Genomic DNA, 12,726 nt, shown 5'->3' with positions numbered 1-12,726 from the left:
GCGATAGATACCTTTATGCTTAAGTTTATACTTTTCTTGTATAGGTGGAAATAACACAGTATCAAATATATCTCCAATCTGTAGATGGTATAACGAAGTGTATAGAGTTTTTTACGCGTTAAGAGCCATAGTTCTATAATAACTAAGCTTTTATCTATTTAAGAATATTAATACGGGGTTTATGAAGCTTTTGAAATTGCACCGTTAATGGTTGTTTCAATCTTTCTAAAGAACTCTTCATTTTTGTATGGTTTTCTTAAGAAATCATTGAAACCAGAGTCTGGATTAAGGATTGCTTGTACCGTATCTTGTGTATCAGAGGCAGTAAGTGCTACAATTGGTACTTCCGAATTGAACCCTCTAATTATTTTAGTAGATTCCATTCCACCCATATTTGGCATGTTTAAATCCATTAATATGAGATCATATGTGTTTTCTTTTACCATTTTAATAGCTATAAGTCCATCATCGGCAATTTCAGAATTATACCCTTTGGTTTTAAGAACGTTTTGAGTAACTATTTGATTTATTTTATTGTCTTCGACAATTAGAATATTATAATTTTCAGTATTTTTTAGTGTGATATATTTTTTTGAACTATTTGTCTTCTTGTTTTCTTTAATATTTGAATCAATTTCAAAAGAAATTGTAAAATAAAATGTAGATCCCTTCCCTGGAGAACTTTTTATTTTGATATCTCCACCATGTAACTTAACTAAATTTTGGACAATGTGTAAACCGAGACCAGTTCCTGTAGTATGATCTTTAGAACTAGCCTGAGAAAATTTATCAAATATTAGTTCTTGTTTGTCTAAAGGGATTCCTCTTCCATCATCTTTAATTTCAAAAGTGATTTCAACTTGGTTATCGGTTATTACAGGCTTTATAAAATTTAACCAAATGTTTCCGTTTTTAGTGAATTTATTAGCATTACTAATTAAATTGATAAAAACTTGTGATAATCTCACAGAATCTCCAATAAGAGAGTTAGGTATGTTCGGATCAAAGTTAAGGTGTAATGTATTGCCATTTTTATCAGCCTGGTATTCAAATGAGTTTTTGATGTCATCCGCTAAGCTTTTTATATTGTATACAGACTTATCTAGGCTTATTTCATATGACTCCATTTTGGTGACTTGGAGTACATCATTAATAAGGTTAAGCAAGTGATCCGCGGAGAATTTCATTAATTTTATAAACTTATGATTTTCTTTATCCTTGATTCGTTCCATAAGAATAGAAGATAAACCAACTACTCCATAAAGAGGAGTTCTAAGTTCATGACTAACCGTTGATATGAACTTAGTCTTTACTGCTGCTAAATGATCTGATTTTTCTTTTGAAATTTGAAGCTCTTTATTTCGTATTTCAAGAGATTTACTAAGAACTTTAATTTTTTTGTGATTATAGATAAAAAAACAGAAAAGTATTAAGCATAGTAAAAGAAGTGATAAGGTAAAAATAGATATTGTTTTAGATTGCTCCGCTTTTTGAGTTTGTATTGTATTGTTTTTTTCACTAACGATTAATTTCTCCTTAAACTGATCAGTCTCTAATTTTTCTGTTTCAAGTGCTGTTTGATGATGTTTTGTGTATTTTTTGAGAACAGCATATGCCATGTCTTGCCTTCCAGTTTCGACTAATAAATTTTCATACTTTTTATAGATATTCATAGCTTGTCTAAACAACTGATTTTTTTCGGCTAGAGAAGCAGCAAGTTCATAATATTTTATAGCGTTAGTGTAATTTTTATGGTAATTATAATATTCGCCAAAACTGGAGTATGTGATTATTAATTTTGAGGAATGTTGTTCATTACTACTAAAGTATTTTTGACATTTTTTTAATAGTTGATAGGCTTTTCTATGGTTTTTAGTTTTTAAGTAAATATTTGCAAGATTTAATTCTAGTATACGTTTATAATATATATTTAAATCTTCAGAGTTTTCATAAATATGTTTTATTCTCTTAAGTGCTCTTGCAGGTTTATTAAATCCTTCTAAATATACTAGGGCAATATTGTTATTTACATCTATAGCTAATTCTGGATACCCTTGTAATTCTTTAATAAATAAGTCAGCAATTTTGTAATTTTTAAGAGCTTCTTTGTAATCTTTAGTAGAAAAATAAATTTTCCCCAGAAGATTATAGGATACCCCTTTTAAATAGTACTCTTGCTGTTGAGAACTAAATTTTTCGGAAACATCAATGATGGTTTCAAGTATCATAACACCATTTGCTCTTCCTATAGAGTTTAAATGGTTTTCAGTATGATTAATTGCGCTCTCCAATTCTGAAAATGACATTTCTTCATATTGATTAGCGTAGAGGGAAGAATAGAATAAGTTAAGGCATAGGAAACATATAAAATACTTCGTGATTTTAGTACTTTTCATTATTCAATACAGATTTGGGGTAATCAAATATAATAAAAAAAAAGCAATTAATGGTTTAAATGTATTTGATATACGGTTAAAGTGTATTTTTTGTTATTTTTAATATTTAATAAGTAGTATTAATCTTACTTTTTGTTGTTTGATATGTTACTTTAGTAATGTAATTGATGATGCTCTGTATTTATTAATTTCGAATTGCTAACAATAGTTTTTCGAAGTATAGGTACTTTTGTTAATTATGAAAATACAAACACCGATTGAAGAAAGATGGAATTGGTTAACTCATGGATTTGGTTTCTTACTTTCCGTTTCTGGCTTGTTTTTTTTGTTATTTAATGACACACATAAAACTTCTTACAGCACTTTTTCAATAATAGTGTATGCTGCTTCATTAATAGTACTGTATTTTGCTTCTTCAGCGTACCATTATACAAATAATAGCACTCTTAAGAAACGATATAGGGTTATGGATCATATTAGTATTTATATACTAATAGCTGGAACATATACGCCAGTTACTTTAATTTGTTTGTTGGATAGTAAAGGATGGCTTCTTTTTATTCTGGTTTGGTCTTTTGCAGCCTTTGGATTCATCCTCAAATTGTTTTTTACAGGAAGATTCGAAATTCTTTCAGTGATTTTATACTTAGTAATGGGATGGTTAATTATGTTAGATATTACTGCATTAACTGATGCAGTAGGTTCTGGTGGAATAATGTATCTTATGTTAGGCGGATTGGCCTATACTTTTGGAATAATATTCTATGCTTTTAATAAGTTGAATTTTAATCATGTAATCTGGCATCTATTTGTGTTAGCAGGTAGTGTGTTTCATTTTATTTTTGTGCTAAAGTATATTGTATGACCTAAAGTATTACCCCAATTTTAACTATCAATAAAATCTTTGTATTCTAAAAAGAATTCCTCGAGTTTAGACATCTTCTCTTGTAAGAATTGCATAGTGTCTTCCCAGGTGTTATTATTATGTACGCTTACATTTGGAAGTTCTACATAAAGACGAGAAATAACTTTGCCGTTTTCTAATTCATAAAATTCATTAAAAATAATGTCATTTAAGTATTCCGTACTAATTATATTTTTTAAGCTTAAGAACTTATCGTAGTAATAGGCTCGTATTATTTCGTCAGAAGGTTCTATATCGATAGATACCTGTGCAAGTTTTGTAGTAAAAGTAAACTTTAATGTTACGTCTTTGATTTTTGTATTATATAAAAGCCATTTACGAGGGTAAACCGAACCAAATGTTGTCCAGAATTCTTGTCTTATTTTTTTTGACTCTTCTTTACTAAACATATCATATAAAATATGCACTAGCTGTTGCAGCTAGAATAACCATTAATTTGGTGATATTAAATTTATGACCTTCATTACTTTCAAATAGGATAGTGGTAGAAACATGAAGAAATATACCAATAACAAGTGCTGTGATTTCTTTGTGATATTCTTGGACAGCTTCAAAATGTTCAGAGATAAATGTTCCCAAAGGAGTCATTAAAGCAAAAAGAATAAGAAATAATATGATGATGGGCTTTTTTATTTCTGTTTTAAATAAAAAGGTAGTTAATATCATTGCTACCGGAATTTTATGAATAATGATCCCACTAAGAATACCTTCTGTATTATGAATAGGAAAACCTTCCAAGATAGCATGAATTCCTAAGCTTATGAAAAGTAATTTTGGAACCTGGGTGGTTTCTTTATGAATGTGTATATGACCATGTTCTGCTCCTTTCGAAAAATATTCTAATACTTTTTGGAGTAAAATTCCAATCATAATCCAAACACCTGTTTGCTTAGCATATTGATGATCTTCAAACACTTCTGGTAACAGATTAAAAATAGTAATAGCTAATAGAAAAGCACCACTAAAAGCCAAAAGTAGTTTTAAGTTTTTTTGATTATTAGGTTTGAATATATATACTATTAACGAACCTATAAAAACGGCGGATATGGATAAGATATAGTTATACACTATTTAAAAATAAGAATAAGTCTTGGAGAAACTGTTTTATGGAATTTTTTAAGTTGGTAGTCACCAAAGATATCTAGTAAATCGACTTCGGCTTCTTCAAAATAATTTTGAAAATCTTTTAATGTTAAAGCTTTTACCCTTTCTGTAAACAAAAAGTCTTCATTATTATCTTTGAATTTTATTTCTTTATAGATATAACCTTTTTCAACGTATCTCTTTATATGAAAAGTGATTCCTGAAACTTCTTTTATTTCTTCAGGAACTAGATTATCTATAACATAATCTACATTCATAAAGTCAATAACACCGAAACCTTTTTCGTTCAAATCAGATTTTATGGCTTTTATTGTGCTTAAGTTGCATTCTTCTTTTTCGAAATAACCAAAGCTCGTAAAAAGATTAAAAACAGCAGAGAATTTCTCCATATATGGTTTAGACATATCATGTACTCGAAATCTCAACGTTTCATTCTCGAATTGCGAAGCATGTTCAATACTGTTTTTGGAAAGATCAACTCCCGTAACATCAAAACCTAATTGATTTAGATAAACGCTGTGTCTTCCTTTTCCGCAAGCAAGGTCTAGTATTTTTTCTTTTGGTTCTAAACTTAAATAATTACTTAAGTTGTCCATGAACTGTTGTGCCTCTTCGTGACCTCTATCTTTATATAATATATGATAATATGGTGTATCAAACCATGATGCATACCACATTGTAGAATCTTTTAGCATAGGGCGCAAAATTAATGTATTTTTGCGGTTTAATAATAGCGAATAAGAAGATAGTGAGTAATTCATTTAAAATGGTGGCCAAAACCTTTTTTGGTTTTGAAGAAATATTAGCAAAAGAACTTAGAAACCTAGGGGCTCAAAAGGTTCAGATAGGTAATCGAATGGTTAGTTTTTATGGTGATATAGGTTTTATGTATAAAGCAAACCTTTGCTTAAGAACAGCTTTAAAAATATTGAAGCCTATTTCTTCTAAAAAAATACGTAATGAAAAGGATTTATATGGTTTTATTCAATCTATTCGTTGGGATGAATATCTAAATACTGAGGATACTTTTGCGATATACGCAACAGTAAATTCTACGATATTCACACACTCTCAATTTATTTCTTTAAAATCTAAAGATGCTATTGTAGATAAGTTCAGAAATGAAACAGGAAAAAGACCTAATGTTGATACGGATTATCCGGATTTGACTATTAATATTCATATCCAAGAAGATCTTTGTACAGTATCTTTGGATAGTTCAGGAGGATCATTACATCATAGAGGATATCGTAGCGCAACAAATATTGCTCCAATAAATGAAGTCTTAGCTGCTGGTCTATTATTATTATCTGGATGGGATGGACAATGTGATTTTCTGGATCCGATGTGTGGTAGTGGAACTTTTGCTATCGAAGCGGCCATGATTGCATGTAATATTCCGGCTAATCTAAACCGAAAAGAATTTGCTTTTGAAAAGTGGTTGGATTGGGATATGGATTTATTTGAAAAAATTGAAGAAGCTAGTTTGAAGAAAACGCGTGATTTTCATCTTTCAATTATTGGTTTTGATAAGGCTCCATCTGCAGTTAGAAAGGCAAAACAAAATGTAGAAAATGCAAATCTCACAGATTTTGTTACAATCAAAGATGATAATTTCTTTGAAAGCGTTAAAGACGATGATAAAAAACTTCATATGGTTTTTAATCCTCCATATGGAGAACGTTTAGAGTTAGATGAAGAAAAGTTTTATGCGCAAATTGGAGATACGCTTAAACAGAGTTATCCAAATACAAATGCTTGGTTTATCACTTCTAATCTCGAAGCTTTAAAATTTGTTGGCTTAAGACCCTCTCGTAAAATAAAAGTTTTTAACGGGAAACTAGAATGTCGTTTAGCTAAATACGAAATGTATGCTGGTAGTAAAAAGGCTAAGTTTCAGGATAAATCTTAATATAAAATATTTAAAACAACGGATTACCTCTTCCTTTTTATAAAAGGAATCAGATAACTGATCGTATAGGTGTATCCAACACCAAACTGGCTAAAATCGTTTGTTCTTCCGTATCCTGGAATAAATAAGTTTTCAAATCCGTCAAATCCGTCGTCAAATCCTCCAGGGTCTTTTTCATTAACAATCCCTCTTAAAGATACACTGGCTCCCAAATAAAGATTGTTTAGTATTTCTACTTTGATTCCTAGAGTAAACTCTACCCAACCGGCAGTTAAATCTTTAGCCTCTCTTTTTTCAGTAATGGGTTCATTAGGAAAAAAATCTGTACCTGTAAAGATTCTATAGCTATTTAATGTTTGGTCAAAAGTAGAGAAACCATATCTAAGACCAGCATAGATGTTGTTTTGCATTCCATACCAGTTTTTATAAGTGTTGTAATCAAAACCAATTCGAATATAGCTTCCAGATCCTTCGACTTCAATATTTTCTTCATCTCGTAAGAGAGATTCATTCCCTATTTCTGCGGCTAGATAGTAGTTTTTGTAAACTCTATAGTCTCCATTAATCTCAAAACCAGAATAGTCGTCATTTACGGCAGTTCTAACTAATCGAGCAATATCTAGACCAACCCTTAATCCATATTTTTCGGCTGGAGGTAAAGTGTCTCTGGCTGAAATATTGGTTTCTTGCCCTAAAATAGTACCTGAAATCAGGAGGCTAATGAAAAATAAGTACGTGTGCAGCTGTTTCATCGGTTACGTTATCTTCTTCTATAGTTATTCTTTTAATCCAATTCCCATCATCTTCTTCTTGAGTAAGTGTGCTAGTCAATCCATTGTAAATAACTTTGAAACCACATGCGCTACTTACGTATTCTTCAACAGGAGTGTACTGAAAACTTACTGTATCTCTATTTACTACACTAGGATCTTCATTTGTTGCATTAATAATGAATTCAAAATCTGTAATCTGAGAACCTGTCCTTAAAGGAATCATTATCGAATCTTTTGAAACAACATCAGGTACAAAATCGGTTATTAATGGATCTGTAGATCGCACTTCGAGATCTACAGGTTGTTTAATGTCAGATACGGTAACATCGTCAATAAATTTAATAATCAAGAATGGTGTTGTTGGAGTATCTTCTGCACAGATATCATCTCGTTCACAACTGGAACCTAGATATACCGCTATGGAGCAACAAAACAGAAGAGTTAAAGCTTTAAATAACTTCATGTATTATCTTTTTTCTAATAAAACCACGTTTTCTACGTGATGTGTTTGTGGGAACATATCTACGGGTTGTACTTTGGTAACCTTATATATACTATCTAATAACGACAAATCCCTAGCTTGTGTTGCACTATTGCAACTTACATATACAATCTTGTCTGGAGAGATATTTAATAATTGGCCTACAACATCTTTATGCATTCCGTCTCTAGGAGGATCGGTAATCACAACTTCTGGCTGTCCATGTTTAGTGATAAAATCCGTTGTAAATACTTTTTTCATATCACCAACATAGAATTCTACATTATCAATGTTGTTGTGTTTCGCATTTGCTTTGGCATCTTCTATGGCTTCAGGCACAGCTTCTACACCGATTACTTTTTTAGCTTTCTTTGCAACGAATTGAGCTATTGTTCCCGTACCTGTATATAAATCATATACAAGTTCATTGCCAGTAAGTCCAGCAAAGTCTCTGGTTATCTTATATAGTTCATAGGCTTGCTTAGAATTAGTTTGGTAAAAAGATTTTGCGTTAATCTTAAAACGCAATCCTTCCATTTCTTCTTCTATATGATCTTTTCCGTGATAACATACTACTTCTTGGTCATAAATAGTATCGTTTCCTTTAGTGTTTATTACATATTGTAATGAAGTGATTTCAGGAAATTCTGATGCTATATAATCCAACAATAAAGTTCTTTTTTCTACATCTTCATGAAAAAACTGAACCAGTACCATAATTTCGCCCGTAGAGACTATTCTTAACATTAAAGTTCGGAGAAAACCATTTTGATTTCTGGCATTATAGAAGGATAAGTTGTTTTCTGTAGCGAATGTTTTTACTTTATTTCTAATAGCATTACTAGGATCTTCCTGTAAATGGCACTTGTCAATATCTAATATTTTATCCCACATACCAGGAATATGAAATCCTAATGCATTACGGTTTTCAATCTGAGTATCACTCTGAATCTCTTGTAATGTAAGCCATCTACTATCGCTAAAGGAAAACTCCATCTTGTTTCTGTAGAAAAATTGATCTTCAGAACCCAGAATTGGAGTAACCGTTGGTAATTCAATTTTACCTAAACGTGTTAAGTTATTTACTATTTCTTGTTCTTTATATCCTAGTTGATGCTCATACCCCATAAATTGCCACTTACATCCACCGCAAGTGCCAAAATGTTTACAAGCTGGATCTACTCGTTTGTCTGATTTTTTATGAAAAGTTGTAGCAGAACCCTCATAAAAAGCTTTTCGTTTCTTAGTCGTTTGTATATCAACTACATCTCCGGGAACTGCATTATTGACAAATATAATTTTTCCGTCAGGTGCCTTAGCAATACTTTTTCCTTTCGCACCAGCATCTACTATTTCAATATTCTCAAAAATCTGCTTTTTATTCTTTCTAGCCATAGCGCAAAAATAAGAATAGAAAGCATATACTTATTAATTATTCAAAATATCTTGTGAAAAGAAATAAAAAAATGAACCTAATTTTAATTTCTACGTCTATATTATAAAGGTCGTTATGATAAACACCAATAAAACATTTGATTCTTTGTTGGTAATGCAATACCAATCCGGAAGCAAGAAAGCTGCAGCAATTCTTGTGAAACGATGGCATGCTAAATTATGTAAACATGCCTATTGGTATACTGGTGATAGAGAAATTTCTAAAGATATAGTTCAAGATAGTTGGAGTACCATATTAGGAAAGATATCTGAGTTGAAGGATACCAATAGTTTTGGAAGTTGGGCATTGACTATTGTAACCAGAAATGCTATTAATTATTTAAGGAAGCAAAAAAAAGAATTGGAACATCTTAATAGCTATAAAATAAGCGCTACCACTTCTGATAAAGAAAGTAATTATGAGAATCCAGATGCCATACTGTTGTTGAAAAAAACAATAAAAAAGTTGCCTTATAATCAACAACTGGTGCTTAACCTTTTTTATATAGAAGAGTATAGTATTAAAGAAATAAGTGAAATTATACAGATTTCTGCGGGAACTGTTAAGTCTCGGCTATTTAATGCTAGAGAGAAATTAAAATTAATTCTAAAAAATAGAAATTATGAAAAATGATATGAATGATATTGATAAATTAATTAAAGAAACATTAACTCAAGAAGAAGCTAAGTTTTATGACGACTTGGATGAACAAAACCTATTGGAAATGGTAGGAGGGCTTTTCAAAACTAGAAATAGTTGGGTTATTATTATGATGTTTGTTGTAAACCTATTAGTATTTGGACTTTTTATATATTGTCTAATTCAGTTTTTAAGTACTGATGATACTAATGAGTTAATAAAATGGAGTGCTGCTGGATTTTTCTGTATTATGATAACAGGAATGCTAAAGCTGTTCTCCTGGATGCAAATGGATAAGAATGCACTGCTAAGAGAAATTAAAAGATTAGAATTACAAATTTCATCATTAGCAGGAAAAGTAGGATAAACAATTGTAGCATTTGCACTTTCCGAATTATTGAAATTTAATAAAAGGGCCCTATTATTTTGAATAATTAAAAATAGAATGTATTCTAGACTCTAAAATTAAATAATCAATAAAGATTTAGTAATTTTGCAATTCTCTTAGGGATGATTTCTCTCCCACGCTGAATTTTCGAGTCTTTTCGAAAGGATAAAGGTACAGAAGGAATGGTTATTTTATCAATTTAAATTATTAAAAATGGCTGTTTTAGAAAAATTAACTTCTCAACAAGCAATCGATTTAGAGAACAAGTATGGAGCTCATAACTATCACCCTTTACCAGTAGTTCTGAATAAAGGAGAAGGTGTATATGTATGGGATGTAGAAGGAAAGAAATATTATGATTTCCTAAGTGCATATTCTGCGGTTAATCAAGGACATTGTCATCCTAAAATTGTAGGTGCAATGATGGAGCAAGCACAGACATTAACGCTTACTTCTCGTGCATTTTATAATGATAAGTTAGGAGCATATGAAAAATTTGCTTCGGAGTATTTTGGTTTTGACAAGTTACTACCAATGAATACTGGTGCAGAAGCTGTAGAAACTGCATTGAAGCTTTGTAGAAAATGGGCATATGAGAAAAAAGGTACGCCAGAAAATGAAGCACAGATTATAGTGTGTGAAAATAATTTTCACGGGAGAACGACTACTATTATTTCTTTTTCCAATGATCCTGTAGCTCGTAAGAATTTTGGACCATACACCGCTGGATTTATAAAAATCGAATACGATAATCTAAAAGCATTAGAAGAGGCTTTAGAAAATAATAAGAATGTAGCAGGGTTTTTAGTAGAACCAATACAAGGTGAAGCTGGAGTATATGTGCCTGCTGGAGATTATTTGTCAAAAGCTAAGGCATTATGTGAAAAACACGGAGTATTATTCATTGCTGATGAAGTTCAAACCGGAATCGCAAGAACGGGTAGGTTACTGGCTACGTGTGGTAATTGTTCTTGTAGTGACAAGAATTGTTCTGGTACACCAGATGTTAAACCAGATGTATTGATTTTAGGTAAAGCCTTAAGTGGAGGAGCTTATCCTGTTTCTGGTGTATTAGCAGATGATCATATCATGGAAGTTATTAAACCAGGTAACCACGGAAGTACTTTTGGAGGAAATCCAGTTGCGGCAGCTGTGGCAGTGGCAGCTTTAGAGGTTGTAAGAGATGAGAAACTAGCAGAAAATGCAGATGAACTAGGGCAATTATTTAGATCAGAACTTGATAAATATATTAAGACATCTAACATTGTTAATTTGGTTCGTGGTAAAGGATTGCTAAATGCAATTGTAATCAATGATGATGAAGATAGTGAAACCGCCTGGAATATATGTGTTGCACTAAAAGAAAATGGATTATTAGCGAAACCAACACATGGTAATATCATTCGTTTTGCACCACCATTAGTAATGACCAGAGAACAATTATTAGAGTGTGTTTCGATTATAACTAAGACTCTTAAGGAATTTGAAGTGTAATTTTCTATTCCTTTTTAAATAGTAAATGTCATTGATGAAATATTTTGTCAATGACATTTTTTTTATTCTTATGGAGCTAAATAGCAAAAAGGAGTGCTATTTATATTACGTAAAATCCAATATGAAATTATTATAATTAGAATAGCATAAGTTAGATACTTGTTGTATGTCCAATCTTTTACGTTTTTATTAAAGATTTTTTTTGCGATATAGTAGTAGCTTTTTAATCCTAAAACTATAGCAAGTATTACAAGTAATATATTATGCTGTAATGCCTGAAATATGTGACCATTTAATAAATCATGGATAGCTCGTTGACTCCCACAGCCAGGACAATGATATCCTGTAAGCGAATGAAAAATACAACTAGGAAAAAATCCTCCACCTGTATTTAATTCTGGATCATTAAGATAATAGTATCGTAACAAAAAAAATACGGGTACAATTGCTAGAAAATACCCATATTTTAAATATGTATATTTTGTTTTTTTAGAAATTTCCATTAGCATTAAATATGCTAAATAAGGCTACTCCCCATATTAAGAAAACAACTACCCAAACGGCAATTCCTCCAATAATTCCTATAAGTCCCCATAATTTGGCATTTTTCGATGCTGTAACAGCTCCTTCATAATCTCCGGCATCGTATTTTGTGTTTACCTGAGTTGAGTAGATAATGCTTACGATCCCAGTAACTATACAGCATAAAATTGTAGAAATAATAGCTAAAGCTAAGTAGTTGTTGGGTTTTGGTTGATTAACTTCCATATGTTTAAAATGGTTTTATTAAAATAAATACATACTACCTTTTAGGAAAAAGGTAGTATGTAAAAGTTAAATTTTTATTGAATTTAGTATTGACCCATTTGTTCCTGAATCATTTCCATATAACCATCATAGCCTATAGTTGCGAACATGATTACAACAAATATCAGATAAATGGCACTAAGAATTACACCAATTAATGCTAGTATTTTTCCGGTTTTCACATTATTATACCCGTCATATAGTTCAGGGCTTTCTGTGTATAATGCTGCAGCCTTTTTGGCAAGAACCAAGGCCACTATACCGAAGATAAGACCTAGTACTCCATAACAGCAACATCCTAGAATAGATAAAATACCAAATACTAAAATTAGGGTGGAGTTAGGTAACGTTTGTTTTTCCATAAAATAGTTG

At 31.1% G+C, this 12,726-nt stretch carries 15 protein-coding genes; 5 read left to right on the top strand and 10 right to left on the bottom strand.

Translation table 11 applies throughout. From position 1 onward, the window contains the following. Positions 1-179: 179 nt before the first annotated feature. Positions 180-2,306 carry an ATP-binding protein gene (locus tag Q0975_RS26985; RefSeq protein WP_299443608.1) on the bottom strand — a complete coding sequence of 709 codons (2,127 nt, stop codon included), beginning with the start codon at positions 2,304-2,306 and terminating at the stop codon, positions 180-182. A 328-nt stretch (positions 2,307-2,634) separates the two neighbouring features. Between Q0975_RS26985 and Q0975_RS26980 the strand changes: the two genes are divergently transcribed. Next, positions 2,635-3,261 (top strand): hemolysin III family protein, encoded by a 627-nt coding sequence (locus Q0975_RS26980; protein WP_299443605.1) that lies wholly within the window; start codon positions 2,635-2,637, stop codon positions 3,259-3,261. 20 nt (positions 3,262-3,281) lie between these two features. On the opposite strand, the gene Q0975_RS26975 is transcribed toward Q0975_RS26980, so the two are convergent. From Q0975_RS26975 to Q0975_RS26965, 3 genes are read right to left on the bottom strand one after another with little or no spacing between them, the layout of a single operon-like run. Next, on the bottom strand, positions 3,282-3,728 hold the full coding sequence (locus tag Q0975_RS26975; RefSeq protein ID WP_366889693.1) for a DUF4268 domain-containing protein: 447 nt from the start codon (positions 3,726-3,728) through the stop codon (positions 3,282-3,284). Continuing rightward, the gene (locus Q0975_RS26970) at positions 3,712-4,389 is read right to left on the bottom strand and encodes a ZIP family metal transporter (protein WP_299443602.1); all 678 of its coding nucleotides are present in this window, start codon (positions 4,387-4,389) and stop codon (positions 3,712-3,714) included. Before Q0975_RS26970 ends, Q0975_RS26975 begins: the two co-directional genes overlap by 17 nt. After that, complete coding sequence (locus tag Q0975_RS26965) at positions 4,389-5,120, bottom strand: class I SAM-dependent methyltransferase (protein WP_299443599.1); 732 nt, start codon at positions 5,118-5,120, stop codon at positions 4,389-4,391. The genes Q0975_RS26970 and Q0975_RS26965 overlap by 1 nt, the downstream gene beginning before the upstream one ends. Positions 5,121-5,173: 53 nt before the next feature. Between Q0975_RS26965 and Q0975_RS26960 the strand changes: the two genes are divergently transcribed. After that, positions 5,174-6,337, top strand: coding sequence for a class I SAM-dependent RNA methyltransferase (locus Q0975_RS26960; RefSeq protein ID WP_299443596.1), 1,164 nt, complete (start codon positions 5,174-5,176; stop codon positions 6,335-6,337). 23 nt (positions 6,338-6,360) lie between these two features. Here the strand turns inward: Q0975_RS26960 and Q0975_RS26955 are convergent, their stop codons facing one another. Genes Q0975_RS26955 through rlmD form a run of 3 tightly spaced genes read right to left on the bottom strand, consistent with a single transcriptional unit; the run spans position 6,361 to position 8,986 of the window. Next, entirely contained in the window at positions 6,361-7,089 is a 729-nt protein-coding gene (locus Q0975_RS26955; RefSeq protein ID WP_299443593.1) for a DUF6048 family protein, read from the bottom strand. Continuing rightward, complete coding sequence (locus Q0975_RS26950) at positions 7,055-7,573, bottom strand: DUF6452 family protein (protein WP_299443590.1); 519 nt, start codon at positions 7,571-7,573, stop codon at positions 7,055-7,057. The genes Q0975_RS26955 and Q0975_RS26950 overlap by 35 nt, the downstream gene beginning before the upstream one ends. A gap of 3 nt (positions 7,574-7,576) precedes the next feature. Further along, positions 7,577-8,986 carry a 23S rRNA (uracil(1939)-C(5))-methyltransferase RlmD gene (gene rlmD, locus Q0975_RS26945; RefSeq protein ID WP_299443587.1) on the bottom strand — a complete coding sequence of 470 codons (1,410 nt, stop codon included), beginning with the start codon at positions 8,984-8,986 and terminating at the stop codon, positions 7,577-7,579. A gap of 115 nt (positions 8,987-9,101) precedes the next feature. Here rlmD and Q0975_RS26940 point away from each other — a divergent pair, with 115 nt between their 5' ends. From Q0975_RS26940 to rocD, 3 genes are all read left to right on the top strand, one after another. Continuing rightward, positions 9,102-9,659, top strand: a complete 558-nt coding sequence (locus tag Q0975_RS26940) for an RNA polymerase sigma factor (RefSeq protein ID WP_299443584.1) — start codon at positions 9,102-9,104, stop codon at positions 9,657-9,659. Next, the gene (locus Q0975_RS26935) at positions 9,649-10,032 is read left to right on the top strand and encodes a DUF6768 family protein (protein ID WP_299443581.1); all 384 of its coding nucleotides are present in this window, start codon (positions 9,649-9,651) and stop codon (positions 10,030-10,032) included. The genes Q0975_RS26940 and Q0975_RS26935 overlap by 11 nt, the downstream gene beginning before the upstream one ends. Before the next feature lie 234 nt (positions 10,033-10,266). Then, a complete protein-coding gene (rocD, locus tag Q0975_RS26930; RefSeq protein ID WP_299443578.1) occupies positions 10,267-11,547 on the top strand; it encodes an ornithine--oxo-acid transaminase in 1,281 nt (426 codons plus the stop codon). Between the two features lie 68 nt (positions 11,548-11,615). Here rocD and Q0975_RS26925 read toward each other — a convergent pair whose 3' ends face one another. The 3 genes from Q0975_RS26925 to Q0975_RS26915 form a co-directional block, all read right to left on the bottom strand. Further along, positions 11,616-12,050, bottom strand: a complete 435-nt coding sequence (locus Q0975_RS26925) for a DUF2752 domain-containing protein (RefSeq protein WP_299443575.1) — start codon at positions 12,048-12,050, stop codon at positions 11,616-11,618. Beyond that, positions 12,037-12,315, bottom strand: a complete 279-nt coding sequence (locus tag Q0975_RS26920) for a CD225/dispanin family protein (RefSeq protein ID WP_299443573.1) — start codon at positions 12,313-12,315, stop codon at positions 12,037-12,039. Before Q0975_RS26920 ends, Q0975_RS26925 begins: the two co-directional genes overlap by 14 nt. Before the next feature lie 83 nt (positions 12,316-12,398). Next, positions 12,399-12,716 (bottom strand): CCC motif membrane protein, encoded by a 318-nt coding sequence (locus Q0975_RS26915; protein WP_299443570.1) that lies wholly within the window; start codon positions 12,714-12,716, stop codon positions 12,399-12,401. Positions 12,717-12,726 lie beyond the last annotated feature (10 nt).

Source organism: uncultured Aquimarina sp. (assembly GCF_947500065.1).
GTDB lineage: Bacteria > Bacteroidota > Bacteroidia > Flavobacteriales > Flavobacteriaceae > Aquimarina.
Note: the sequence above shows the minus strand (reverse complement) of the source record. Positions and strands in the feature narration are given on the sequence as shown.

Coding starts and splice junctions, on each gene's coding strand:
- rlmD (WP_299443587.1), bottom strand. CDS start 8,986: ATGGCTAGAAAGAATAAAAAGCAGATTTTTGAGAATATTGAAATAGTA.
- Q0975_RS26950 (WP_299443590.1), bottom strand. CDS start 7,573: ATGAAGTTATTTAAAGCTTTAACTCTTCTGTTTTGTTGCTCCATAGCG.
- Q0975_RS26965 (WP_299443599.1), bottom strand. CDS start 5,120: ATGCTAAAAGATTCTACAATGTGGTATGCATCATGGTTTGATACACCA.
- rocD (WP_299443578.1), top strand. CDS start 10,267: ATGGCTGTTTTAGAAAAATTAACTTCTCAACAAGCAATCGATTTAGAG.
- Q0975_RS26985 (WP_299443608.1), bottom strand. CDS start 2,306: ATGTCATTTTCAGAATTGGAGAGCGCAATTAATCATACTGAAAACCAT.
- Q0975_RS26955 (WP_299443593.1), bottom strand. CDS start 7,089: ATGAAACAGCTGCACACGTACTTATTTTTCATTAGCCTCCTGATTTCA.
- Q0975_RS26935 (WP_299443581.1), top strand. CDS start 9,649: ATGAAAAATGATATGAATGATATTGATAAATTAATTAAAGAAACATTA.
- Q0975_RS26940 (WP_299443584.1), top strand. CDS start 9,102: ATGATAAACACCAATAAAACATTTGATTCTTTGTTGGTAATGCAATAC.
- Q0975_RS26925 (WP_299443575.1), bottom strand. CDS start 12,050: ATGGAAATTTCTAAAAAAACAAAATATACATATTTAAAATATGGGTAT.
- Q0975_RS26920 (WP_299443573.1), bottom strand. CDS start 12,315: ATGGAAGTTAATCAACCAAAACCCAACAACTACTTAGCTTTAGCTATT.
- Q0975_RS26915 (WP_299443570.1), bottom strand. CDS start 12,716: ATGGAAAAACAAACGTTACCTAACTCCACCCTAATTTTAGTATTTGGT.
- Q0975_RS26980 (WP_299443605.1), top strand. CDS start 2,635: ATGAAAATACAAACACCGATTGAAGAAAGATGGAATTGGTTAACTCAT.